A 26518-nucleotide genomic window follows, 5' to 3' on the forward strand; every position below is an offset into this window, starting at 1 on the left:
TGGACATGGGCACGCAACTAGAAATGAAGAAGATTTCGATTGAATTTCCGGGGGTGAAGGCGCTGAGTGATGTTGATTTTTCCGTGAAATCAGGGACAGCCCACGCATTGGTCGGTGCAAACGGAGCAGGGAAATCGACGTTAATGAAAGTTTTATCGGGAGCCCATGTTCATTACTCAGGTGACATTTTTATCGATGGGATGAAGCGGGATATCCGCTCGCCAAAAGCGGCTCAAGAACAAGGCATTCAAATTGTTTATCAGGAAGTGGATACCGCCCTCATCCCTTATTTAACGGTTGGGGAAAATGTAATGTTGAATGATATGGTCCAAAACATGGGAAAAAAACAGATGGTCCAATGGAAAGAGCTGCACAACCAAGCCGCTTCTATTCTTGAAGATATGAAAATTCGTGTCCCTTCGAAAAAGCTGGTAAGAGACCTTACCTTGGCTGAAAAACAGATGGTCCTGATAGCAAGAGCCGTTTCGACAGAATGCAAATTCTTGATTCTCGACGAGCCAACTGCTCCGTTAAGTCATACGGAGACGACAGAACTTTTTCGAATTGTAAATGAATTAAAGCAAAAAGGCGTGGGAATCATTTTCATTTCACATCGTCTGCCCGAAATTTTTGAAATCTGTGAGGAAATTACGATCATGAGGAATGGGGAGGGTGTCACTTGTCGAAAGAAGGAAGACATAACCCGTAACGAAGTTGTAGAGAACATGCTTGGGAAAACCATGGATGAACAGTTTCCTGAAGTGAATGCTTCGATTGGCGACGTTATTCTGGAAGTGAACGGATTGTCAGATGCAGAGAAAGTTAAAAATGTCAGTTTGAATATTAAAGCAGGCGAGATAATCGGCTTGGCAGGGTTGGTCGGGGCTGGGAAAACGGAGCTGTGTAAAACCCTTTTCGGCCATACGGCCATCACAGCGGGCGAAGTCATCCTGAATGGTCGAAAGCTTTCCTTGAAATCACCGCACGAAGCAGTAAAAAGCGGTCTGGCACTTGTACCTGAGGAACGCAGGAAAGAAGGGGTCCTTGTTCAGGAATCAGTCTCGGCGAACTTGACGGCAGCCAGTCTTGGCAAATTCTCCAAGACATTCAGCTTCGTGAATCGCAAGGCGGAAAAGGAAAGAGCGAAGGAAATGATCGCAAGTCTCGGCATTAAAACTCCTTCAGGGGAAGTGAATGTCGAAAACCTTTCAGGTGGCAATCAGCAAAAAGTAGCCATCGGGAAATGGCTTATGGCCGATGCGGATGTATACATATTCGATGAACCAACGAAAGGGGTCGATGTTGGAGCCAAGAAGGATATATTCGAATTGATTGCAGAGCTTGCAAGGAATGGGAAAGCGATCATTTATGCATCATCCGAGCTTTCTGAAATCATTGGCATTACCAACCGGACATATGTGTTATATGACGGGAGCACTGTCATCGAATTAGAAACAAGTAAAACGAATGAAGAAGAACTACTATTCTATTCAACAGGAGGAAAATAGAATGAGCATACCCATTCCTGTTACACAGACAGCGAAAGCGAAGAAAAAGGTGGAACTATTCGACTTTTTCTATAAATACGGCACAATATTGACGATTATCATTCTGATTGGAATTTTTGCCGTGTCCAATCCATCTTTCATTCAAACTACAAATCTGGTCAACATCCTGCGTTCCATTTCAATCGTGACCATCATTGCGATCGGCATTACGATATCCCTGACCGTAGATGGCTTCGACCTTTCCGTCGGTTCCGTCGCATCATTGGCCAATGCCATCGTCATCTCGATGTTTGTCTGGTTTTCACAGGATACATTAATTGCTATATTAGCTGCGATCGGTGCCTCACTTGTCGTAGGGGCCTTGAATTCATTCATGATCGTTAAATTGAGAATTCCCGACATGCTGATGACATTGGCTACCATGTTCATTATCCAGGGAATTGCCCTTACCTATACAAAAGGGGCCACGGTTTCACAAAATATGGTCATGCCCGACGGGACATTCGCAACAGGACTGATCAGCCCGTTTTTCGCCAAAATTGGCCAGGTACCATGGATAATCCTGATCATGGCCGTCATTGTGATAGCGACTCATATCTTTTTGACTTATACGAAGCACGGTCGTTATATGTACATTATTGGGGGAAATAAGGAAGCGGCGAGACTTTCCGGGATATCGGTTAATAAATACAAAATCCTTGCCTATCTGCTTTCGGCTCTATTTGCTGCAATCGGGGGGATTGTCCTTGCTTCAAGGGTCATGACATCGGAAATCAATTCAGGGTCACCCTATTTAATGGATGCCGTCGCGGCAGCCTTCATTGGTTCCTCCGTTTTAGGGGCGGGGAAGCCGAATGCCTTTGGAACCTTTGTCGGAGCAGTCCTGATCGGAATCCTTCAAAATGGGCTGATCATGATGTCCGTTCCGTATTATGCGATGGATATCGTCAAAGGAACAGTGCTGGCCCTTGCGCTCGCTGTAACCTATTACAAACAAAAACATTAAAATGACAGAAATCCTATAATTGTGAATTTAGAAGATTGATAAAAATCCTGTTGGAAATACAACAGGATTTTTCCTTTTTTAAAGGGACGGGTCATGGATATAAATTTTCGCATCTTCACCATTTTACTTTTGCTAAAATGGGGGCAGGAGGACCTTTTGCTCCCTCATTGTTAGAATATAAACATTGTCTACAATAGTAAACTTTTATAGGGACCTTATTTACCTTTTAATAAGATTGATAATGATCTATTGTAAAGTATGAACATTCATATCATATACTTATCTAAAGGAGAGTGTAAACTTATGCGCGAAACCTGTGTTCCTACTGGCGTGAAACCAAATGACACTGGCTTTGGATATACGTTGTCCTTAATAGGCGGCAAATATAAAATGATCATTATGTATTGGCTGTCTGAAAATAAGGTTATGCGGCATAATCAGCTGAAGCGGAGTATCGGCACCATTTCCTTTAAAACGCTAAGCATCATGTTAAAAGAGCTGGAGGCAGACGGCCTTATCATACGCAAGGAATTTCCCCAAATACCTCCGAAAGTAGAATATTCATTATCTGAACGTGGTCTATCCCTCATTCCATTGTTAAATATGATGTGCGAGTGGGGAGAGAAAAACAGTTTGCCAGCTCAGGAGATTGTACGGCCGTAGGTTTAGCTATTTTGATTAAATCAAAAGAAGTATTTCCTATACAAGGAAATACTTCTTTAATGAAACTGCCTATTAAAGGTTGTCGACAAAATTCAAATAATCTTGTGCGCTTTTTTCCAATTCGCTTGCAGACGGCTCATTTTCAGCACCATAAAACGCAAAGAATGAACGATAGTCTGCATTGCAGTACAGGAAGGTAGTTTCAAAGGGAGATAATAAATGTTCAAGTGTATAGCGATATCTTCCCCCTTCCCTATAATCCTCTTTGTTAATTCCGGCAGATACAGCTAAAGCAGCTTTGCGATTCTTTAATTTATCGCCTCCATTTGAACCATATGCCCAACCATAAGTAAAAACATCGTCAAGCCATCTTTTTAGGAGGGGCGGACAATTGAACCAATAAAAAGGGAACTGTAAAACAAGATTACTATGCGATTCGATTAATTGCTGTTCTTTTTCCGCATTAATGTTTCCGTCAGGGTAAACCTTATACAATTCGTGTACTGTATACTTTTCCGGATATTTCCTTAGCGCTTCTACCCACCGCTTATTTATGACGGATGTTTCTAGACTTGGGTGTGATACGATAACAAGAGTTTTCAAAGATTTCTCCTCCTTAATTTTTATTTATTTTAAGTATAAAGTGCACTCTGCAAGTACGTAAGTATGCACTTTTATTATAGGTACTTACCTAAAGGAGAGTGTTAAATCAGGTATAACTAAAAAAACGGTTAGTTGAATTTGTAATATTTTATCAAATGAATACCTTGCAATATAAAGTAATATAAAGTATATAATTACAATATGTAAAAAAAAGGATATTAATAAGGAAGTCTTAAAAGGTCATATAGACACGCTCATCCTGTCACTTTTACATAGGAGGGATATGTACGGCTTTGAATTAGCCAAAATTGTTCGTGAAGAAAATAATACAGACTTACATCAGTGGGTGAAGAAGGTTTTTAACAAAAGCGCCTGGAATGGGAATTTGTAAGAGATGTGATTGATTCCTTTTTAGATTGGGGGAAATAAGGAAGCGGCTAGACTTTCCAGGATATCGGTTAATAAAAACAAAATCCTTGCCATTTGCTTTCAGCCCTATTTGCTGCAATCGGGGGAATTGTCCTTGCTTCAAGGGTCATGACATCGGAAATCAATTCAGGGTCACCCTATTTAATGGATGCCGTCGCGGCAGCCTTTATTGGTTCCTCCGTTTTAGGGGCGGGGAAGCCGAATGCCTTTGGAACCTTTGTCGGAGCAGTCCTGATCGGAATCCTTCAAAATGGGCTGATCATGATGTCCGTTCCGTATTATGCGATGGATATCGTCAATGGAACAGTGCTGGCCCTTGCGCTCGCTGTAACTTATTAAAATGAATCCGTTACGTTAATATAGTGATAAATCTGTATGTAGAGGATTTAAGAGGCTGATAGCTAGCGGTGAGTTTTAGCTATAAGAGATAGGGGAAGAGGGTTCTTTTTAACCCTCTTTCCACACTAATTTCCAATATCCGAATTTTAAAAAAGTAATTACACTCACTATATTTTGTTTTTATAAATGACTTTGTTAACATCGTGTCTTACTGTTTTGTGACCTTCTTTAATTCCTTTCCCCATGGCAATAAGCATAACATCTAAATACCTATCAGAAATTTTTAAGGCTGACTTTAATTGTTCGGAATCATACCCTGACATTGTAATGGTTTCAAGACCTGCCTCGTTCGCCAATAAAACTAACGACATTGACGCCAGGCTTGCGTCTCTTATTAATTCAACCTTTAAATCTTCTTTTGATTTATTTAGATAATAATTGATTGCCGCGTTTGTTAGATAATCTCTTACTGATGCATCAAAATAACCTTTTTGAAATTCATCCTCATGTATCATTATGATATTTTCTTTTTCAAATGCTTGATAATCACCTAGTATAACAATCAGTACTGAGGCTTCAATTACCTGTTGTTGATTAAAAGCGATGGGCAGTAACAAATTCTTTAAATATGGTTCATCTATAACTAGGTATCGTGTTGCTTGAATATTGTTTCCGTTAGGCGATTTACTGGCTCCTTCAATAAGTGTCGCCAACGTTTCTGGACTAATTTTATAATCGGGATCATACTGCCTTACGGAACGTCTTTTTTCTATAGTCTCTCTTACACTCATCGTGTTCACTCCCAATGTTATATTTGCTTTATAATCAGAGTATAATGGACCCATGATGTAGAAGAAAATAACGCACAATAAAGTGGCATAGCCACCTTTATGTGCCTATTCAGGAGGAATGAGGAATGAAGAGCCTAAATACGGGAATAAATATTTTCATGAATACTGTAGGAGGAAAGTGGAAATGCTTAATCCTCTTTTTTCTGAGTCAAAAACCAATGAGGACAAAAGAGTTTTATATTCTAATACCGGCCATTACCCAGAAAGTCTTAACCGACCAATTAAAGCAGCTGGAAAGAGATGGGCTTGTCCGGAGAGAAGTATATAAAGTGGTACCACCAAAAGTAGAATACAGTTTAACTGAGTTAGGTCAATCATTTGTACCTGTATTAAATACAATGTGTGAATGGGGCACTACATATGCAGTCGAACAAAACCTAGAAAGACAAGATCAAATCTGTCGTCATCATAAATAAGTAAGATCTGCATCAACTAGGAGTATGGATTTTTTTTGACAAGTTCAGTGATGCAAGCAGAATTTATTCAAGCTATCAGTATAATTGTAAGAAATACGTTATTAGAGGGAATGTCTTGAAGATGACTTTTGGCAGTCTCTCTAGAGATTGTATTAAACTAACAGGTGCTTTTCTTTAAAGTAGTTGATTTGCCCCGCCCCGCTCTTTTTCTTATGGGTTTAAATGTAACGGTTAGTTGCATAAGATTTTTTTTGCTTTATAATTAGTACCAGGTGTTAATATCAAGTTATAAAATGATGCAATTCATACACACGAGGTGGCTATTCTATGTTCAAATCCAAAGCACGTATTACTGCGATAGGTTCGTATGTTCCTGAAAAAAGGTTAACAAATAAAGACTTAGAAAAAATGGTTGAAACCAATGATGAATGGATTGTTAAACGTACTGGTATTAAAGAACGAAGAATTGCACATGAAGAGGAGTTTACTAGTGATATAGGTTATAAAGCTGTAAAGGATTTAATGGAACGGTATGATAAATCTGTCGAAGATGTTGATATGATCATTGTCTGTACCTTTACACCTGATTTCAACACTCCAAGTGCAGCATCTTTAGTCCAAGCAAAGCTAGGTATTAAGAATACTGGAGCTATTGATTTAAACGCTGCCTGTGCAGGATTTACTTATGGGCTGCATGTAGCTAATGGATTGGTAACATCTGGTTTAAACAAGAAAGTTCTTGTTATTGGAGCTGATACTTTATCTAAACTTATGGACTATGAAGATCGAGCCACTTGTATTTTATTTGGAGATGGCGGAGGAGCAGTTCTTGTAGAATATGATGAAAAACAGCCAAGTTTTATTTCTTCACATTTATATTCGGAAGGAGAAGGCGGAAAACATTTATATAGTACAAACCTATCGACACGCATAAATGGTGAAGACTTAAATGATAGCGGCAACCTTGTACAAAATGGACGTGAGGTTTATAAATGGGCTGTCACGAACGTTCCAAAAGGAATGCAAACTGTGATGAAAAATGCTGAATATCAATTGAATGATGTTGATTGGTTCGTACCGCATAGTGCAAATTTAAGAATGATCGAGTCAATATGTGAAAGAAGCGGCTTTCCAATCGAGCGAACTTTATATAGCTTAGTGGAGTATGGAAATACTTCTTCAGCAACAATTCCATTAGCTTTAGAAATAGGATTAAAAGAAGGGAAGGTCAGTGCTGGTGAGAAGGTTTTATTATATGGTTTCGGCGGTGGGTTAGCTCAAGCCGGATTGCTTATCAATTGGACCTTATAACACTTTTTCTACAACTAATAACTGAGTTTGTACCGGAAGAAGGCCTCTCATTGGGGGCCTTCTTAAAGTATGATTCTTTGCAGAATTATATATTCAAGGCAAGGTAAAAAATATCTTTAAAACGATTCAGTAACATGACCTTCATTTGAACTACAAATAATGAGGAAATGATATCTATAAAGAACAGTTTCCGTTATGTTTTTTACTCACGGAATCATCCTGAAGAATGGGGAATTGCAAAAGCCGCAAGAGTAATAAATGCTTCGTGAAATTATGGAAGCGATCTTACAAGGCCTTTCTCTGCCACTTTCGTGTTAACTGGCTGCAATTTTTTGAAATTTTGACTTTCTACAGCAGTTCCGGAAAATTAAACGGACTCCCTTGATATATCAAGGTTTTCTTCGGTGTCACCCATAAGTTGCATAGTAATGCGCTTATTACTATCTTTACTTTGCATAATTCATCTCAATATACTAGGAGCAGGAAAGGCGATGAACTCATTATGATTTTTAGCGAACGATTAAAAAAGGAACGGGAGAAAAGAAATTGGTCACAAAATGATCTTGCAGAGAAGATTCATGTGAGTCGCCAATCTGTGTCCAAATGGGAAACGGGAAAAAATTATCCAAGTATTGAAGTACTCATTAATTTAAGTGATTTATTTCAAATTACGGTAGATGAATTATTAAGGAGTGACGAGGAATTGAAAGAGAAAATAATAAGGGAAAGTAAGCAGTTAGCATTTCCAAAAAGGAAAATGTTTTTTGATATCGTATTTTTAATAGGAGCATTTTTGTTAGTGTCCAAATTAATTATTTTTGGACTTAATAAATTTGCCGGCACAGATATTACCATTTTAAAAAGCATGCCAGTTTTAGCGAATTTTTTACCATTTGCTTTGATGGTTATTGGCGGTATTGGTTCAGATTATTTGAAGGATAAATATGTAGATTGAAAGAACTCTGCTTATAAAACTGATTAATGAATCATAAAATGGAATCTTGTATTTCCTTTATTGGGGGCAGGAAAACATTTTTGATTGAACTTGATCATAAAAGAACAGAACCTTTGGATTTCAGGTTCTGTTCCTATTTCTTATTTGAACTTTTGCACTTCTTCTTGTCCCTCGAATTTGTTATCTTTCAATATGCCGATTTCTTCAATATGGTTTCGTGCCGTTTCATCCCCTAATTTATAAATGAGGGCATAAAGCCTTTTCATGGCTGCATCGTATTTATCATTTGCCCGGTCATGATGATAGAGAAGGTAGGGCACATGTGAACGGGCATATGCCTCCAGGTCATCTGTCCGGTGTTCCTCCAAGCATTGTTTCAATTCTGCAAGTTCCTCATCGGTTGCGTGTACAGTGAAGCTTGGATTCTCTTCAAGTTTTTGTGCGAGTACGTCGCCGCTGACCAAATCGACATGATAGGTCTGTTTTTCCTGCATCATTCTGCGATCATCCTTTCAAGCGTTTATCTATTCTGTACCACTATTTGTAAAAAGTTAATCATCAATGTAAACATTTCCTTAATGAAAAAGATAGGAAATAGAGGTATCGGATTTCTTATCAAATGGTATAAGATGAATTTACAGAATAATATGGAAAATCAAGGAGTGATATAGTGAAGAGGTCAATCATGGTTATTTTTTTGGTGTTGATTGCTTCAGGCTGCGTAACAAGGAATTATGATTCCAATATGGATTTAGGGAAAAGTCAGTTGAATGAGGAAAATTATTTAGAAGCCCATGAGGCATTTGTATTAGCTTATAAAGAAGCAAAAACACCGGAATCAAGGGAGTTAATGGATCTTTCAGGTTTTCTGGCGAGTGGAATGAAGAAATACGACGAACAGGATTTTGATTCGGCCAAAAGCGATTTTGAAGAAGCAACCGCATATAAAGCAAAATACCGGGAAGGTAAACTAATGGTTTCAAAGGCGGTGGAAATGCAACCGGTATCAGAATCCGCCACGATTGAAGAAGTAGAGGGAAATGACAAGGCGGAACCGGCGGAGGAAGCAACTGTGGACGGAACCATTGGATCCAAACTAGAAGATGAGGCGGCAACGGATACAATAGGCAAAGAAGAGAGCAAGGCTTCGGTTGGAACATTAAGTAAATCTCAGGCAGAGAAGCTTGTGATGGATTATGTGGACATGGAAAATTTTCCGAATTTGGATATCGAATATGATCATGATGCTGAAAAGGGAGATTACATTTTTCATGTTTTCGAGGTGGATGAACCTAGTCAGAAAAGTGGCCACAAAACCACTTGGGGCTGGTATGGAGTGAATAAGAAGACTAAAGAAGTTTATGAAGTCTTGTAGGATAACTGTATGGTCGAATTGAAGGCCCCTGTTGAGGCCTTTTTATTTTGCAGTGCAGCAGCAAATTACAGGATTCGATATAATTTTATAATTTTTGTGAAAATGTTGCCCTATTCTTATTTTCTTAAGAATTTTTTAATATTTCCTGTTTATGATTGAGTCAAGTAAAGGATAAAGGAAAATCATAGGAGGGATAAAGATGGAGAATTATAATGGTGATGAGCAGGTCAGAGTGAAGGCAGAACGGAAAAAGGGAAAGTCTCTTTGGCTAACTAGCCTTGTTTCCGGAACGGTTGCTTCTATGGTTACATCGTCTGTATTTCTATTTGGCGGGGACTTTATAGATCAAGGGAGTAGTTCAGTGAATGAGTCAACCGAAACGGCAGGTGTACAGCAAACGGAAAGTGTTGAAAAAGATAAAAGTGTCACGGCGGAAAAGTTATCGACGAGTACTGATTCAAATGATAGGGCCGAGATGGTCGAATCAGCATCCAAATCGATAGTCGGGGTCGTGAATTTACAGGAGATGCAAAACCAGTACCCGTACGAGCGGCAAAGCACGGAGAGCGAAACGGTTGAAAGCGGCACCGGCTCAGGGGTCATCTATAAAAAAGCTGATGGGAAAGCCTATATCATCACGAACAATCATGTTATTGAAGGAGCTAAGGAAGTCGAAATTTCATTGTATGATGGACAAAAGGCAACGGCAGCTGTTGTAGGGGCTGATGCTTTGACGGACTTAGCGGTTTTGACAATTGATGCCTCGATGGCACCTGAGGGAATTAAATTCGGGAATTCCGATAGCATGCGTCCAGGTGAAGAAGTATTGGCAATTGGCAATCCTCTTGGACTTGATTTTTCACGATCGGTTACACAAGGGATCGTCAGTGCGACCGGACGCTCCATTTCAGTCGATACCTCGGACGGGGAGTGGGAACTTGATGTCCTTCAAACAGATGCAGCGATCAATCCCGGCAATAGCGGGGGTGCATTGATCAACACCGCTGGGGAAGTGATCGGCATAAACAGTTTGAAGATTTCCGAAAACGGTGTGGAAGGCTTAGGGTTTGCCATACCAAGTAATGATGTGATTCCGATTGTTACGGAGCTGATTGAAAATGGAAAAATCACGCGCCCATATTTAGGAGTCAGCTTGGCCAGTATGGAAGAACTGCCGCAATATTACATTCAAAATGTTCCAGAAGCCGTAAAGTCCGGCGTAATGGTGACGAGTATAGAAGCGGGATCGGCTGCGGCGAATGGAGGGCTTAAGCAACAGGATATCATCGTTGAGATTGATGGAACGAAAATTGATACTGCTGCAGCATTAAGGAAATACTTATATTCAGATAAGAAAATCGGCGATAAAGTAAAGGTTAAAGTATATCGAGGCACTGAAGAGAAAACGGTAACGATCACCTTGCAAAAACCATAGAAAGAGGTAAGGCCCCTGGTTATTCAACAGGGGTCTTTTATTGGAAGTTTTTTTATAGTATTCAAAAGGTTAATATCGGAAAAATAGATAGTGTATTTGCCCTGTTTTTGCAGTTTGTTCATATAGTCTTGAATACCTAAAAGTGAATGGTGGCGCCTTCTATTTGTCAAGGTTTTCATCGTGGATATGTTAAAAAATAGAAAAGATTTGACAAATTTGTGAAATGTCATAAAATAGAAAGAAAGGGGATGAAATTATGGAAGCTAATCAGAAGATGTTAGATGCAGTTAAATGGGTATCGGGCACAGGTTGTGTAATCGGAATTATTATTTTTGCTTTAAGTTTCTTTGTAAGCGATTACAATAAGGATTATATATTTACCGCTGTTGGAATCGCCATCACATTAAGCGCAGCTGCCATTTTTCTAGTTGGTATATTTTTTGTCCTGACAGAAGAAATGGTAATGAATACACATAAAGGCAAAAGAATTGAACCGGAAACGACTAAAATCATAAAAATGAAAACAAAGGCTAAAGCTCCAACAAACAGAAGTACAGAATTCAGTAACTAAAACGAGGAATATAGGGCAATATACTGTTTTTCTAAACAGAACTAGTTGTTCTTTTGCCTAACTTGCTGAATTTGAGTCAACTTGATCTCAATCAATGAATACGCTTTCATTTTATGTATATCAGAATCGAAATACCGATTTGTTACATTTTAAACTATATCCACGAGAAAAGGACACTTTTAAGAAGTCCTTTTTTCGTGGATTTTTTTCTATGTACTTTTAATTAAAAATTCAAAAGGGATACAGGTATCAATATGGGGTTATAGGACAGTGGGTTTTGCTAAAGGGGATTTGATAGAACCACTACTACCAAGCCTATTGCTAAACGGCTGTTTTAAAAATACTGACAGGCCATAAGGATTGCGAAAGAACCCAATTTCATTTCAAACTCGTCGTTTCCTTATATATATATAATATTGACCTGTGTTGGATCATAGGATATTGAAGCATGGAGACAATATCGTGTCCAATGTGTCTACCATTTACCAACCTCCATGGCCGAGTGAAAAAAATCCGTTTTAAATCATGTTTTCTAACGATAAATACCTAATTGACAGGATAGGTAATATAATTCATAATCTTTAAGAGTTTTGAGGCAATATACACAGTGAATATAATGTGAAATTTTTATTTCATTATATTAGAGTAATATTAAATGGAAAGAGGATCGGTACTATCTGCAATCCTGTACTGATAAGTGAAATTTTCAAAGGCAAGATATGAAACATTTATTATATTTCATTTGCTGAAGATTTTCGAACATTTCAGTTCATTTACCATCTTCTTACTGCTCTTTAATGAACTTTATGTGACAGATGTCACTTTGTATTGTCTTTTTTTAGACTTGGGATTAATATTGGTATGTCGGGGTTTGTGAACATGGTAACACTTTGTCCGAATAATTACCAATTGGAATTTTATTATGTAAGAAAGGGGTAGTACTATGAAAATAAAATGGGCTCTATTAACTATACTTTTTACTATTGCCACTGTGCTAACCGGTTGCGATAACCCATTAATGGTCTTGGACCCTAAAGGGCCGGTAGCTGCAACACAAGCAGATGTTATTATGATTTCGATATGGACAATGGCCTTTGTCGTCCTTGTCGTTATGGTACTGTATATCTTCATGATAATGAAATATCGTGCTTCCAAACAACGTGATGATTATGAACCGCCTCATATTGAAGGAAGTAAGGTTCTTGAAATAATTTGGGTTGCGATCCCAATTCTAATCGTCGCTTTCCTATCCGTTGTTACTGTTAAAACAACAAATGAAGTTGAGGCAACACCTAAAGGATACGGTGATCAGGAACCTTTAATTATTTATGCTTCATCTTCCAACTGGAAGTGGCATTTTAGTTATCCGGAAGAAGATATCGAAACAGTCAACTATCTGTTTTTACCTACTAACCGACCAATTGAATTTAAACTTTACTCATTCGGTCCAATCTCAAGTTTCTGGATTCCGCAACTTGGAGGACAAAAATACGCGATGTCGGACATGGTTAATACGTTGCACTTAGCAGCTGATGTACCAGGAGAGTATATGGGTCGAAATTCAAACTTCAGTGGTTCAGGTTTTGCTCAGCAAACGTTCAACGTTAATGTACTTTCTGCAGAAGAATACGATAAGTGGGTAGATGAAATTAAAGCTACTGCTAAACCGATTACTGAGGAAAAATTCAATGAATTATTAAAACCTGGTCATGTGGGACAATCCACTTACACTGGAACTCACTTAGAGTTTTCTCCAGCTCCTGAAGGGGAAAATGCTGGTCATGACCACGGATCTTCTGATAAGGAAGAAAATGATTCCAAGGATTCACACGAGGAACATTCAGAACACAGCAACATGAATCATGATCACTAAGAATTAATTTCGTTCGATAAAACAACTAGGTTTACAAGATAAGGAATATTTTCCTGAAAGGAGTCACAAAAGTATGGATTACTTTGATCGATTTGCCGTACCTCATCCAAGTCCTGCGATTTATGCATCCATGGTTGCCATTGGTTTAACCATGATTGCGGTTGTTGCCGGAATTACCTATTTTAAAAAATGGGGTTACTTATGGCGTGAGTGGTTAACAACGGTTGACCATAAACGTATTGGTATCATGTACATCTTGGCAGCACTGCTTATGCTTTTCCGTGGTGGCGTCGATGCTCTTATGATGCGTGCTCAAACGGCTATTCCAGATAACGGTCTTTTGGATGGACAGCATTATAATGAGGTATTTACAACACACGGGGTCGTCATGATCCTGTTCATGGCTATGCCATTTATCATTGGGTTAATGAACATTGTCACACCATTGCAAATTGGAGCGCGTGACGTAGCATTCCCACGTCTGAACGCAGTAAGCTTCTGGTTATTCTTCATGGGGGCAATGCTATTTAACATCTCTTTCGTAGTCGGTGGTTCTCCTGATGCAGGTTGGACATCTTACTTCCCGCTGGCAAGTAACGATTTCAGTGAATCAGTAGGTTCGAACTATTACGCGATTGCAATTCAAATAGCTGGTATCGGTACATTACTGACTGGTATCAACTTTATCGTAACAATCTTGAAAATGAGAGCACCTGGCATGAACTTAATGAAAATGCCAATGTTCACATGGTCTATCTTGATCACAAACTTCATTATCGTTTTCGCTTTCCCTGTATTGACAGTGGCACTTGCGTTGATGACAATGGATCGTCTATTCGGAACTCAATTCTTTACGATGGCCAATGGCGGTAGCGATATGCTTTGGGCGAACTTGTTCTGGGTTTGGGGACATCCTGAAGTTTATATAGTAATTCTTCCGGCTTTCGGTATTTACAGTGAAATCATTTCGACATTTGCACGTCGTAACCTGTACGGGTATAATTCGATGGTTATCTCCATGGTAGCTATTTCTACTCTATCTTTCATTGTATGGGCTCACCATTTCTATACAATGGGTCACGGTGCAATGGTTAATGGTATCTTCTCGATTACCACGATGGCAATTGCCGTCCCGACTGGTGTTAAGATTTTCAACTGGTTGTTCACACTTTGGAAAGGTAAAATCGTGTTTACCGTTCCAATGCTATACTCTTTAGCTTTCATTCCGATTTTCACGCTCGGTGGGGTAACAGGGGTTATGCTTGCAATGGCAAGTGCTGACTACCAATACCATAATACAATGTTCTTAGTAGCTCACTTCCACTACGTTTTAATCCCTGGTACTGTATTTGCCGTACTTGCTGGTTTCACGTACTGGTGGCCAAAAATGTTCGGTTTCATGTTGAGCGAAAAGATTGGGAAATGGTCGTTCTGGTTCATTACAATCGGCTTTAATGTAACATTCTTCCCGATGTTCATCACTGGTTTAGATGGGCAGGCACGTCGTATGTATACGTACTCTGAATCAACAGGGTATGGTCCATTGAATATGCTCTCGTTCGTTGGAGCGATTGGCTTGGCAATAGGTTTTGCACTTATTGTGTACAATATCTATTGGAGCACTCGTTATGCGTCAAGAAATATTTCAAACGATCCATGGGATGCACGTTCACTAGAGTGGGCTACACATACACCAATCCCTGAATATAACTTTGCAATTGTGCCAACAGTTGATTCTACAGAAGCATTCTGGGATTCAAAGAAAAAAGGCTTTAAGTTATTTGGCGGTAAAGTAGAAAAGATCCATATGCCAAATAACAGTGGTGTGCCGTTTATCATGAGCTGTATCTTCTTCGTTTGGGGCTTTGCGATGGTATTCAGCATGTGGATCATTGCAATCATTGCAACGATCGGTATCTTTGCTTGTATGATTCACCGTTCATTCGAAAAAGATCACGGACGTTATATCTCTGTTGAAGAGATCGAAGAAACTGAAAATAAATTGCGAGGTGCTAAGTAATGAAAATAGATAACTCGCTGCCACTAGAATATAGCACGGAAGAAAATCGCTTAAAGATTTTTGGATTCTGGATTTTCCTAGGAGCAGAAATAGCTCTTTTCGCTACACTGTTCGCCACTTATTTTGTATTGGTTAATGGAACTGGAAATGGTCCAACAGGGGAACATCTTTTTAAACTCCCAACCTTAATGTTCCAAACAATCTTTCTTTTAACAAGTAGTTTTACCATAGGTCTTGGAATCAATGCAATGAGACTTGGCAGACAGAAAGCAACGATTGGTTTCTTCATTATCACCCTTATTCTTGGTTTAGGCTTCTTGGGAGTCGAAATTTATGAATTCGTGGAGTATGTACATGAAGGAGCAACCATTCAAACAAGTGCTTTCTTATCTAGTTTGTTTACATTACTAGGTACGCATGGAGCTCACGTTACACTTGGTTTATTCTGGGGAACCTTCATCGTCATGCAGATCAAAAAGCGCGGTATGACTCCAGAAACAACAAACAAGGCTTTCATCTTTTCACTTTACTGGCATTTCTTGGACGTTGTCTGGATTTTCATCTTCAGTTTCGTCTATCTGAAAGGAATGATGTAATATGAAAGAATTATTCCCACGGGGCCAAGTTATGGGATTTGCGTTTTCTCTAGTCCTGACTTTGGTCGCACTATCAGTTATTATGTTTGATCTCTCACTAAAAATGGCCATGATCATCCTTCTTGTTACAGCTTTCATGCAAGCTGCACTGCAATTAGTTATGTTCATGCACGCAGGTGAGTCTGAAGATAAAGCATCGATTTACACAAACGTTTATTACGGATTGTTCGTTGCATTGGTTACAATTTTCGGTACAATGCTAACAATGATTTGGGGATATCAATAATCGATTCCGGAAAAGCTGGGCGTCTTGATGACGCCCAGTTTTTTGTATTTTAATAAGTATAAATTTGTTAAGAAGGATTTGGATGAAATCATTTTGTTTAGTATAACCATTTCGGAACATTATATTTATTAAGGGGAAATTGCGTTTAAGTACAATGTTTTACCAAAGTAAAACGTTAATAGAACGGACACATCTTCTAAGAAAAACTGCCAGCCCTATTGATATAATAAGTTATATAAGAAAGAAATAATTTATAAATGTAGCGGAGATGATGAATTGACATTGCCGGTTTTGATTTTGACAATTATCTTAAGTTTGTTAAAAATATTGGTTTCCTGTCTTCCAACCGATGCTGTTAATTGGATTATCAGCAAATTTAAAATACACTCAGAAATTAGTGGCGGGAATGCGATCGTATCCTTTGACGGAAAACGTTTGGAAGGTGAAGAAAAAATTCAAGTTATTAATCATTTTAATAACGCCAGATTTTTGAAGAAAAATCATATATTCCCGGGTAACGAGCAATTGTTTTTACATCCAGAGGACAGTGGGACTCCATTGGTCATTGATACTAAAAAAGGCAAAATTGATGTTAAGTTATTTGTGTACATTTACAATGACCGCGTGGATGTAGTTAAACAGTACAAGAAGAAACTCATTTCTTATAGTTTGTTTTCCGATAGCCTCCAAGAACGTTCCGTGCCATTAATAAGTAACTTAGCTTAAAAGAACCAAAAATCAATTATTATCAAGTTTGTAGACAAAAGGGGTTCTATCTAAATTTTAAAACAAAGTTGATTGGAACGGAGGGTACGAGACTCCTGCGGGAAATGCGAGTCCAAGGGAGACCCCGCAGGCGCAAAGGCGCCGAGGAGGCTCCCGGACCGCCCGCGGAAAGCGAGTGCCTGGAGTGGAAATTAACGTTTAAATTGTCTAAAGTCTGAGACGGTCCTTTAAAAGATCGTCATTTTTTATAAGTCTTTTATTCATTTAGGTACTTTTTTCATTAAAGAAAATTCTTAATTACTTGTTATTCAGATTGAGAGGTTTACTTACACAAACTGACGACTGAATTTTAGTGTCTTTGTGTTTTTAAGTAGGAGGGAATTGCTAAAAGAGGGTCTTTAATAGCGCATATGAAAAATATTTTGGATATTATTTAATGGTAATAAAAAAGCAGGTATCTATTGCGATGCCTGCTTTTTTATGCTTTCCATTGCTTTTCAACTTGATGAAGGGCTTGTTGTAAAATTACTTCATGATCTGTACCCGGTTGAGTAAGGACGTTAGTTTGATAAGATTTTCCTTGGAAATCTACTGTTACTGTAACTTTTACCATTATGCATCTTTCCTTTCTTGATTCAGAATTAAATGAGGTGGTTGTACCTATTTCTTTTATACCCATGGCAGAAGAATAATCAAACATTTCAAAAGCAGTAAAATTGAAAGAATTAATATTCAAAATTATCTGATATTTTTATGGATGTGTCAACATTTTTTTTTTTTTGACCTGCCCCATTTCCCGTTTAAATAGAAAATGACCTGGCTTGTACACATGACAGCCAGGTTGTTTTTGTAAACGAATTATATTCATATTTTAGTTAAAATAATACCGATTAATGCTGCAAGAACACCGGCAATTTGATAGGTTTTTAGTTTTTCCTTGAATAAATAACATCCAGCGAATACGACAACTAAACAGTTCAGGCTGACGACAGGGAAAATGATGCTTGCAATCCCGGTGTTCAATGCAAAGAAATAACATCCATAGCCTATCATGCTTAAAAAACCTACTAAGGAACCGATTTTGACTTCCTTTAGCTTGATTTTTTCTTTTTTAAAGGCCAGAGCCGAAAGAAGATAAAGCATTCCGCCTCCATACATTGATACAAGGATATCAAGGGAGTTTAAATGAAGACGTGTTGATGTCGTCATTAGAATTCCGAGCACACCAAATGATAAGATGGAGAATAATGTGTGCATGATCCAAGGGACATATTGATGGTTACCTTTGGCGTTAGGTGTATACTGGATAACTAATGTAGCGAGAAACATGCAGACGATTCCACTCCACTGCAAGGAAGAAATATGTTCGTGAAAAATTAAAGCTGCACAGAGTATGGGGAATATTGCATTCGCTGCGATTAATGGTGATGTCAAGCTTGCCGGCCCTTTTTCAAAGGCGCTTGCCATCTGGATGTTACCATTAGCGTTCAGTACACCAATTGCTGCACCAAGCATGATGGACAGCCAGTTCAGCTGTAAACCATCCATAAATACTCCATAAATAATGGACAAAATAAAAGCTGAAAAATAAAAGAAAAATTGGATATGTATCTTGGAATATCCTTTTCCGCTGCTCCATTTGAAAATACTGTTATTGATTCCGAAACATAAGCTTGTGATGAGTGCTGCAAAAATCCACATGTGTATATTCTCTTCTTTCTTATAGGTTGAACTGCTTTTTCCATTTTAAACTGAATATATAAAGGAATCAAACCCAATTTAAGAGAGTTGCATTGACAGATTGACTATTTTTTTTTATATTTACTAAGACAATTTTAAAATATTTCCCGATAAACGGGAGAGGTTCATAGCATCACCCTCTTAAAAAAACTATGGCTTTGATATTTTTCGCGAATCAACCATATCTTTGAGGAGATATGGTTTTTGTTATATAGAGGCCCATTTTATGAATCTCCCTGAAACGTGGGATTAGGAGGACTTTTCATGTCTGGAAGAAAAGAAGAAGAATTAAAAAAAGATATTACACTGCTTGGGAATCAAGGAACAAAATATACATTTGACTATGCGCCTGAAATCCTTGAGTCATTCGATAACAAGCATCCGAACCGGGATTATTTCGTCAAATTCAATTGCCCGGAATTCACTAGCTTATGTCCGATAACGGGCCAGCCGGACTTTGCTACCATTTACATCAGCTATATTCCCAGTGTGAAAATGGTGGAAAGCAAGTCTTTGAAACTTTATTTATTCAGCTTCCGCAATCACGGTGATTTCCATGAAGACTGCATGAACATCATCATGAATGATTTAATCGAATTGATGGATCCTAAATATATTGAAGTCTGGGGCAAGTTTACACCTAGGGGCGGAATTTCCATCGACCCTTACACGAATTATGGGAAACCAGGTACGAAGTATGAGGAAATGGCGCATTACCGCTTGATGAACCATGACTTATACCCGGAAACTGTGGATAATCGCTAAAGAATAGGAGAGACAATGGGCATATGCCCGTTGTCTTTTTCCTTGTTTTTAGCCATTCTTTATCAGTCGTCCTGATGATTTGTCCTTTTTAAAAATACAAATGTCCTCCTATAATGGAATTTCCGCTTGATTGTTTCGAGAAAAAGCGTAATAATAGGGAGAGTTGATTTTGACAGAATATTTACGAAAATAGGGGATGTCGAGATGAAAGTTGCAAAGTTTGGTGGAAGTTCACTTGCGTCAGGTGAACAGTTGAGGAAGGTATTCGAAATTGTTGTTTCTGATCCAGAGAGGAAGATTGTGGTCGTTTCGGCTCCAGGAAAACGCAATTCCGATGATATAAAGGTGACGGATTTATTGATTGAAGCTGCGGAACAGCAGCTGCGCGGGGATAACGGAGAGCATTTGATAGAAGATGTTGTATCCCGCTATGCGAGCATTGCTGAAGAGCTGGATATATCCGAGAGTGTCATCACTGGGATTCATGAGAATTTAATGGCACTGCTGCATGCAGACCAAACTAACCCGAAGCGCTATCTGGATGCCTTGAAGGCCAGCGGCGAGGATAATAATGCGAAGCTGGTCGCAGGTTATTTTCAAAGCCGTGGTGTAGAGGCACAGTATATCAATCCAAAGAAGGCCGGCTTGATCGTAACGGATGAAGGTGGATTCACCAAGGTGCTGCCAGAGTCTTATGATCGGTTATATGCTCTGCGTGATGAACCAGGAATCGTTGTATTCCCAGGGTTCTTTGGATATACGTTAGATGGTGATGTGTTAACCTTCTCAAGAAGCGGTTCAGATATTACTGGTTCGATTCTTGCGAATGGGGTCAAAGCTGATTTGTATGAGAACTTTACGGACGTGGATGCCGTTTATGCGGTGAATCCAAATGTGGTTTCCAATCCGAAGGGAATCCGGGAACTAACCTATCGTGAGATGCGTGAGCTTTCTTATGCAGGTTTCTCGGTATTTCATGATGAGGCGCTGATTCCTGCATTCCGTGCGGGAATACCTGTCCATATTCAGAATACGAACAATCCGGCGGCACAAGGGACCCGCATTGTGAATACACGGGATAATACGAACGGGCCCGTTATTGGGATTGCAAGTGATAAAGGATTTTGCAGTATTTACATTAGCAAATATTTGATGAACCGGGAAGTTGGTTTTGGCCGGAAACTGCTGCACATCCTCGAAGATTATGGAGTTTCATATGAGCATATTCCATCAGGCATCGATGATGTGACGCTTATTCTAAGGCAGGATCAGATGAAAGGTGAAGCCGAGAATAAAATCATTTCCCGAATCAAGAAAGAGCTGCATGCCGATGAAGTGAATGTGGAGCATGATCTGGCCTTGATCATGGTTGTAGGGGAAGGGATGCGTCATAATGTCGGTACAACGGCAAGAGCGTCAAAAGCCTTGGCCGAAGCAAAGGTGAATATTGAGATGATCAACCAGGGCTCTTCTGAGGTAAGCATGATGTTCGGTGTGAAAGGGCACAACGAAGAGACGGCGATTCAGGCATTATATCACGAGTTCTTTTGAGAATAATAGATCAGTGACCTCCTTTTAGAAGGGGGTTTTTTTGTGATCAATCTTTTAGTCACTATACATACGGCTGGACTTTTCATCTGGTACTTTATGATAGTGGCAATGACCGTATGGGGATATTGAATCTGAGCTAAAAGACGCGGATACTTATTGCAGTGAATTGGTATGGTATATTCGTATTATAAAGCTGGGAAAGACTATAAAGTTAAGACAAATGCTGCTTCTGGATGTTATCCCCAATTGGTTTAAAATATTCACTTTGAGTTGATCTCGCTGAATAGAATCATGTTTAGAAAGCCATCCTTATCACCTCAAGTTTAATACTTCTATATTTAATACAAAAAAGACTGTAGGAATAAGTTCTATCTGTATATTAAAACAAAGTTGATTGGAGCGTAAGGTGCGAGACTCCTGCGGGGAAAGCGCGTCAAGGGGAGACACCGCAGGCGTAAGCCGAGGAAGCCCGGACCGCCCACGGAAAGCGAGTGCCTGGAGAGGAGATCAACGTTCAAATTGTAAAAGTCATAAAAAAACTGTAGGCAAACTCGATTTTCATCGAGTTTGCCTACAGTCTGAGCCTCCTAATGGAAGATTGGAGGCTTTCCTTTTATGTTAGTCCATAATGGTCAGGAGTTGATCGATCGCGTTCCTTGGACGCGGGGCAGGGATCATATCGGGATAGCCAACGTGAAGGCTGCCCACGATCTTCTCGCCAGGTTTCACGCCTAAAGCTTCACGAAACTCCATGCTATGTATCATGCCGTATGTTTCCCATATCATCCCGATTCCCTGTTCCCAGGCAAGCAGGCTGAAATTCTGAATCAAGGCACTTGTAGCCGCATAATCTTCTTCACGTGTCATGGGATTCGGATTCTCTTCCATGATCACTGCGACAAACATCGGTACACCTATAAGTTTATTATATCCTCGCTGTCCGGCTGCTTTTTTCTTTTCAGGGTCCTTCTCTTTGCCTTCCATGAATGCACGGGTTGCTTCTGCGAGTTTTAAGCGGCTATCACCCAGAACCACGACGAAGCGCCACGGTTGGGTCAATTTATGGTTCGGTGCCCATGTTGAAGTTTCCAATAATGATTGGATGGTATCAATAGGAACAGGAATGTCTTTAAATCGTTTGATGCTGCGCCGTTCTTTAATGATATCTTCTAGTTTCATGATCATCCTGCTCCTTTAATCATATATGTAAATTTAATAGTTGAAAAAAATAATCCCCGGCTGCCTAATATGCTTCCAACGTGAATAAATTACTTGAATAAAGAGGGGGCAATATTCTAGTGACTTGCATTCGCTAATGAGCATATAATTTTACTAGGCACAGAGAAGCCGGGGCGACATTGTATCTATGTACAATATCAAAAGGGTACGATAAGAGAATATCGTAATTGCTTATCAAATTTCAGAGATCAATAATGAAATTGAAAATCATTATCAATTAGAATTTTCGCTTATTTCCTGTTATTTGTCAAGGGTATTTATAAAAAAAAATCAAGATTTTTACCAATGCTTTAAAACAGTTAAAATCTTTTAAAAAATCTGTATAAAAATGTATAATGAGAGGATGAAAAGATGCTATTTACATACGGAGAATCGAAGGTGTCATAGATGAAAAAATTGTCCTCATTTCTTAAGCCGTACTGGCTTTTGATCATTCTTGCTTTATCCTTAATGATTGTCGAGCTCGGGGTAGAGCTGTTACAACCTTTATTTATAGCAAAAATAATTGATGATGGCATTTTGCAGAAAGATTTATCGGTGGTGATTAAATGGGGAAGTGTCATGGTTGGGCTTTCTGTTTTTTCATTTCTTGGCGGGATTGTTAATTCCTTTACGGCATCACATGTAAGTCAAAGCTTTGGACATGATATCAGGAAAAGCCTTTTTGGTAAAATACAGGCGTTTTCTTTTGCGAATTTGAATAATATCCCGACTTCCTCGTTGATAACAAGGATGACAAATGATGTGACCCAACTTCAAAATACGGTTTTTATGGGCTTGCGTATCATGGCGAGGGCGCCATTGATCGTAATCGGCGGAGCGATAATGGCTATTGCGGTCGATTTGAAATTATCCCTTGTTTTGGTCATTTCAATTCCGGTTCTTGTTTTCTTCTTGCGATGGGTTATGAAACGGGCGGCTAAGCTGTTTAAGCTCGTCCAGAAAAAACTCGATAATGTCAATGGTGTCATGAGGGAAAATCTGATAGGCATGCGCTTGATCAAAGCTTTTCTTCGTAAGGAGCATGAAATCGGCCGATTTGATGATGCGAATGAAGAGTTGAAAAGAAAGACTGTGTCTTCCCTTCGTTTAATTGAAACGACGATGCCTGTGCTGATGCTGGTCATGAATGTGGCGATTCTGATCATTCTCTGGCTTGGAAGTGAATTTATAACAACGGGAGATATACAGGTAGGGGAAGTTGTGGCGATTGTCAACTATGCCACGAGGATTGCGGCATCCCTTTCCGTTTTTTCATGGCTGATCATGGTCATTTCCCGTGCAAAGGCTTCAGCGGAACGTGTGACGGAAATATTTGAAACCCCGATAGATATTGATGAAGGTAAGGCGGTAAGCAAGAGTGGGGCCGTCAATGGGGGAGGCATTAAGTTTCTGGATGTATCTTTCCGCTATCCTGGAACCGAAACCCCGATATTGAAAAACTTGACCTTCTCCATCGATCCGGGAGAATCGCTTGCCATCATAGGAGCGACAGGATCAGGGAAAACATCACTGTTTCAGCTGATTCCGAGATTATACGAAGTTGAAAGCGGCTCCATTCAAATTGATGGCCAGGATCTGAAAGATATTCCCTTGAATTCGCTGCGGAACAGGATCGGCTATGTACCGCAAGAGGCCCTGCTATTTTCAGGTACCATAAAGAATAATGTCGCTTGGGGAAAAGAAGGTGCCTCGATGGAGGAAATCATGGCTGCAGCCATGCATGCTCAGGTCCATGAGACTGTAATGAAACTTCCGAAGCAATATGAAACCCAGTTAGGGCAAAAAGGAGTGAATCTGTCGGGAGGGCAAAAACAGCGCTTATCGATCGCAAGAGCATTGGTGCGCAAACCGAAGATTCTCCTTCTGGATGATAGTACAAGTGCGCTGGATTTGAAGACGGAAAGTAAATTGCTTGCCGCTTTAAAGGGCTATACATGCACAACGCTCATCATTACACAAAAAATCAGTACAGCCATGGAGGCTGACAATATCTTGTTGCTGGAAAGCGGTCAAGTACTTGCGCTGGGGAAACATCAGGATTTGATGCAAACAAGCGATCTTTATCGAAAAATCGTTCACTCACAGTTTGGGGAGGAGGGGATTTCGCTTGAGTCGAAGAATATCTCCCGATAAGGCAAAGTCTAAACCTGTCAACTCCTGGAATACGATAAAAAGGATCATTCCCTACTTGGCAACGAATAAAAGCCTGCTATTTTGTGTCCTTTTCATGGTACTGATAAGCTCGGTTTTGGGATTGCTTGGCCCCTTTCTTGTTGGGATGGCCATTGATGATTATATTGTCACAAGAGATAGCGGGGGGCTGATCAGCCTTCTTTTAGGGCTTCTCGGAGTCTATATATTCTATTCCCTATCCATGTGGCTTCAGAATTATTGGATGATCGGAATCGCACAGGATACGGTTTATGCGATGCGCAATCAACTATTCAAAAAGCTTCACCAGTTGTCCATTCCCTTTTTTGATCGACGTCAGCATGGGGAATTGATGAGCAGGGTCACGAATGATATAGAAAATGTCAGTTCCACTTTGAATAGTTCCGTCATCCAGATTTTTTCAAGTGTGCTGACACTGGTCGGGACGATCGGAGTTATGCTGTATTTGAGCCCTTTATTAACCGTTTTAACCTTATTCATCGTTCCTCTCATGTTCTTCGGTCTGAGGTGGATAACGAACAGGACGGGAAAGCTGTTTAAAGCACAGCAGAAGAACCTTGGAGAACTGAACGGGTTTATAGAAGAAACGATTTCCGGACAACGGATCGTAAAGGCTTTTTCACAGGAAGATAAAGTGATCCGTGATTTTATCATCCGGAGTGAAAATTTAAAGAAAGCCGGATTTCTATCACAATCATACTCAGGGCTGATTCCAAAACTGATGAATTTACTGAACAACTTAAGTTTCACGGTAATAGCCGCTGTCGGCGGATTTTTGGCGCTGAGTGGCATAGGTACGGTTTCCATCGGGGTAATTGTCATCTTCACCGAGTACTCAAGGCAATTCACCCGTCCGCTCAATGACCTGGCTAACCAATTCAATACACTCCTCTCAGCTGTTGCCGGCGCTGAGCGGGTTTTCGCCATACTTGATGAAAAAGAAGAGGAAGTGGATGAGAAACAGGCTTCTGAACTTCGTGATGTCCGCGGTGAGGTGGACTTTGAGGGTGTTTCCTTTTCGTATAATGATGAAGAGCAAACGATATATGATGTTAGTTTCCATGCAAAAAAGGGGGAGACCATCGCGCTTGTAGGTCCCACGGGGGCCGGTAAGACTACGATCATTAATCTTCTTGCACGTTTTTATGAGCCGAACAGCGGCCGGATATTGATTGACGGCCAGGATATCCAACAGGTGACGAGGTCCAGTCTCCGTAAGCATATGGGCTTCGTTTTACAGGATTCCTTCTTGTTTCAAGGTACGATTCGTGAAAATATCCGCTACGGCCGGCTGGAGGCAGAAGATGAAGAAGTGGTGAATGCAGCCAAGCTTGCCAATGCCCATTCCTTTATCATGAAACTCCCAGATCGATATGAAACCATCTTGAATCAAGATGGCAGTGGAATAAGTCAGGGGCAGCGCCAGTTATTATCGATTGCCAGGGCTATTTTAGCTGATCCCGTTTTATTGATTTTGGATGAAGCGACAAGTAGCATAGATACGATAACCGAGCTTAAAATCCAGGAAGCATTACACCGCTTGATGGAGGGAAGGACAAGTTTTGTCATTGCCCACAGATTGAATACAATTCAGCAAAGTGATCAAATCCTTGTACTTGATGAAGGAAGGATCATTGAAAAAGGATCCCATGATGAATTGTTGCGGCAGAGGGGTTTTTATTACGATCTAAACCTCAGTTCATTAAGGGAAAATCAGATAGGATAAAGAAAAAATGTGTGCCATCAGGCGCACATTTTTTGTGTTGGTCCCATAACAAGGACAACTTCCGTTTCATTTAATGATGCTCAAAAAGGGATTTTTTACCTGGTGCGATTTTTATAAAGAATGTGTGAATTCATAAATGCATATTGGTGGGATAATAGGTAATTATCGACAAAATAATGGAAAACACTTTACAAATTGACTAAATTGCTATTGCTAATAAACCTTATGGTAACATATAATTCAGAATATATATAAAATTCTTTAAATTTAATGGGTACGGGGAGAAATATAGCCCTGGCCCCTTATAAATGAAGGTTTTTTATAGTTGCATACTAGATCAATAGAGAGGAGATGGAAAA

At 39.6% G+C, this 26518-nt stretch carries 24 protein-coding genes, 2 pseudogenes and 1 riboswitch; of the genes and pseudogenes, 20 read left to right on the forward strand and 6 right to left on the reverse strand.

The annotated features are described in order from the left end of the window. Positions 1–5: 5 nt before the first annotated feature. From OSJ91_RS02625 to OSJ91_RS02635, 3 genes are all read left to right on the forward strand, one after another. On the forward strand, positions 6–1508 hold the full coding sequence (locus OSJ91_RS02625) for a sugar ABC transporter ATP-binding protein (protein WP_485890938.1): 1503 nt from the start codon (positions 6–8) through the stop codon (positions 1506–1508). A 1-nt stretch (position 1509) separates the two neighbouring features. Next, positions 1510–2514, forward strand: a complete 1005-nt coding sequence (locus tag OSJ91_RS02630) for an ABC transporter permease (RefSeq protein ID WP_350301095.1) — start codon at positions 1510–1512, stop codon at positions 2512–2514. 303 nt (positions 2515–2817) lie between these two features. Continuing rightward, positions 2818–3177, forward strand: a complete 360-nt coding sequence (locus OSJ91_RS02635; RefSeq protein WP_485890939.1) for a winged helix-turn-helix transcriptional regulator — start codon at positions 2818–2820, stop codon at positions 3175–3177. Positions 3178–3249: 72 nt separating this feature from the next. Here OSJ91_RS02635 and OSJ91_RS02640 read toward each other — a convergent pair whose 3' ends face one another. Then, on the reverse strand, positions 3250–3780 hold the full coding sequence (locus OSJ91_RS02640) for an NAD(P)H-dependent oxidoreductase (protein ID WP_485890940.1): 531 nt from the start codon (positions 3778–3780) through the stop codon (positions 3250–3252). A 199-nt stretch (positions 3781–3979) separates the two neighbouring features. Between OSJ91_RS02640 and OSJ91_RS02645 the strand changes: the two are divergent. Further along, positions 3980–4209: pseudogene (locus tag OSJ91_RS02645) on the forward strand (hypothetical protein). After that, positions 4196–4548, forward strand: a pseudogene (locus OSJ91_RS02650) (ABC transporter permease subunit); the annotation flags it as partial. The pseudogenes OSJ91_RS02645 and OSJ91_RS02650, both read left to right, overlap by 14 nt. Before the next feature lie 167 nt (positions 4549–4715). Here OSJ91_RS02650 and OSJ91_RS02655 read toward each other — a convergent pair. Then, positions 4716–5339, reverse strand: coding sequence for a nitroreductase family protein (locus OSJ91_RS02655; protein WP_350301098.1), 624 nt, complete (start codon positions 5337–5339; stop codon positions 4716–4718). A 125-nt stretch (positions 5340–5464) separates the two neighbouring features. On the opposite strand from OSJ91_RS02655, the gene OSJ91_RS02660 reads away from it, so the two are divergent. From OSJ91_RS02660 to OSJ91_RS02670, 3 genes are all read left to right on the forward strand, one after another. Further along, complete coding sequence (locus OSJ91_RS02660; RefSeq protein ID WP_034305903.1) at positions 5465–5815, forward strand: winged helix-turn-helix transcriptional regulator; 351 nt, start codon at positions 5465–5467, stop codon at positions 5813–5815. A 327-nt stretch (positions 5816–6142) separates the two neighbouring features. Then, positions 6143–7126, forward strand: a complete 984-nt coding sequence (locus tag OSJ91_RS02665) for a beta-ketoacyl-ACP synthase 3 (RefSeq protein WP_485890941.1) — start codon at positions 6143–6145, stop codon at positions 7124–7126. A gap of 502 nt (positions 7127–7628) precedes the next feature. Then, positions 7629–8081 (forward strand): helix-turn-helix domain-containing protein, encoded by a 453-nt coding sequence (locus OSJ91_RS02670; protein ID WP_350301100.1) that lies wholly within the window; start codon positions 7629–7631, stop codon positions 8079–8081. Between the two features lie 140 nt (positions 8082–8221). On the opposite strand, the gene OSJ91_RS02675 is transcribed toward OSJ91_RS02670, so the two are convergent. Beyond that, positions 8222–8578, reverse strand: coding sequence for a hydrolase (locus OSJ91_RS02675; protein ID WP_350301101.1), 357 nt, complete (start codon positions 8576–8578; stop codon positions 8222–8224). Positions 8579–8766: 188 nt separating this feature from the next. On the opposite strand from OSJ91_RS02675, the gene OSJ91_RS02680 reads away from it, so the two are divergent. The 8 genes from OSJ91_RS02680 to OSJ91_RS02715 all read left to right on the forward strand — a co-directional run bounded on the left by OSJ91_RS02680 (position 8767) and on the right by OSJ91_RS02715 (position 16963). Further along, positions 8767–9456, forward strand: coding sequence for a hypothetical protein (locus OSJ91_RS02680; protein WP_350301102.1), 690 nt, complete (start codon positions 8767–8769; stop codon positions 9454–9456). Between the two features lie 199 nt (positions 9457–9655). Continuing rightward, positions 9656–10891: a S1C family serine protease gene (locus tag OSJ91_RS02685; protein ID WP_350301103.1), complete on the forward strand. Its 1236-nt coding sequence runs from the start codon at positions 9656–9658 to the stop codon at positions 10889–10891. Between the two features lie 256 nt (positions 10892–11147). Beyond that, a complete protein-coding gene (locus OSJ91_RS02690) occupies positions 11148–11462 on the forward strand; it encodes a hypothetical protein (RefSeq protein WP_241590067.1) in 315 nt (104 codons plus the stop codon). A 943-nt stretch (positions 11463–12405) separates the two neighbouring features. Next, positions 12406–13335: a cytochrome aa3 quinol oxidase subunit II gene (gene qoxA, locus OSJ91_RS02695; RefSeq protein ID WP_350301104.1), complete on the forward strand. Its 930-nt coding sequence runs from the start codon at positions 12406–12408 to the stop codon at positions 13333–13335. Positions 13336–13408: 73 nt separating this feature from the next. Next, entirely contained in the window at positions 13409–15355 is a 1947-nt protein-coding gene (gene qoxB / locus OSJ91_RS02700) for a cytochrome aa3 quinol oxidase subunit I (protein ID WP_101224932.1), read from the forward strand. Beyond that, positions 15355–15951, forward strand: coding sequence for a cytochrome aa3 quinol oxidase subunit III (gene qoxC / locus OSJ91_RS02705; protein ID WP_413015229.1), 597 nt, complete (start codon positions 15355–15357; stop codon positions 15949–15951). Before qoxB ends, qoxC begins: the two co-directional genes overlap by 1 nt. Position 15952: 1 nt before the next feature. Continuing rightward, the gene (gene qoxD, locus OSJ91_RS02710; RefSeq protein ID WP_048684982.1) at positions 15953–16237 is read left to right on the forward strand and encodes a cytochrome aa3 quinol oxidase subunit IV; all 285 of its coding nucleotides are present in this window, start codon (positions 15953–15955) and stop codon (positions 16235–16237) included. Between the two features lie 276 nt (positions 16238–16513). Further along, on the forward strand, positions 16514–16963 hold the full coding sequence (locus OSJ91_RS02715) for a YfmQ family protein (protein WP_485890942.1): 450 nt from the start codon (positions 16514–16516) through the stop codon (positions 16961–16963). A gap of 478 nt (positions 16964–17441) precedes the next feature. Here the strand turns inward: OSJ91_RS02715 and OSJ91_RS02720 are convergent, their stop codons facing one another. Continuing rightward, the gene (locus OSJ91_RS02720; protein WP_485890943.1) at positions 17442–17699 is read right to left on the reverse strand and encodes a BA3454 family stress response protein; all 258 of its coding nucleotides are present in this window, start codon (positions 17697–17699) and stop codon (positions 17442–17444) included. A gap of 128 nt (positions 17700–17827) precedes the next feature. Continuing rightward, complete coding sequence (locus tag OSJ91_RS02725) at positions 17828–18664, reverse strand: EamA family transporter (protein WP_137017866.1); 837 nt, start codon at positions 18662–18664, stop codon at positions 17828–17830. Between the two features lie 153 nt (positions 18665–18817). After that, positions 18818–18863: riboswitch (PreQ1 riboswitch) on the forward strand. Between the two features lie 104 nt (positions 18864–18967). Here OSJ91_RS02725 and queF point away from each other — a divergent pair. Next, positions 18968–19468 (forward strand): preQ(1) synthase, encoded by a 501-nt coding sequence (gene queF, locus OSJ91_RS02730; protein WP_485890944.1) that lies wholly within the window; start codon positions 18968–18970, stop codon positions 19466–19468. Between the two features lie 204 nt (positions 19469–19672). Further along, on the forward strand, positions 19673–21019 hold the full coding sequence (locus OSJ91_RS02735) for an aspartate kinase (protein WP_350301107.1): 1347 nt from the start codon (positions 19673–19675) through the stop codon (positions 21017–21019). Positions 21020–21637: 618 nt separating this feature from the next. On the opposite strand, the gene OSJ91_RS02740 is transcribed toward OSJ91_RS02735, so the two are convergent. Continuing rightward, positions 21638–22198, reverse strand: coding sequence for a nitroreductase family protein (locus tag OSJ91_RS02740; protein WP_350301108.1), 561 nt, complete (start codon positions 22196–22198; stop codon positions 21638–21640). Positions 22199–22645: 447 nt separating this feature from the next. Here OSJ91_RS02740 and OSJ91_RS02745 point away from each other — a divergent pair, with 447 nt between their 5' ends. Next, entirely contained in the window at positions 22646–24394 is a 1749-nt protein-coding gene (locus OSJ91_RS02745) for an ABC transporter ATP-binding protein (protein WP_485890945.1), read from the forward strand. Further along, the gene (locus OSJ91_RS02750; protein WP_485890946.1) at positions 24369–26159 is read left to right on the forward strand and encodes an ABC transporter ATP-binding protein; all 1791 of its coding nucleotides are present in this window, start codon (positions 24369–24371) and stop codon (positions 26157–26159) included. Before OSJ91_RS02745 ends, OSJ91_RS02750 begins: the two co-directional genes overlap by 26 nt. Positions 26160–26518 lie beyond the last annotated feature (359 nt).

Source organism: Bacillus sp. T-10(2022), from assembly GCF_056502895.1.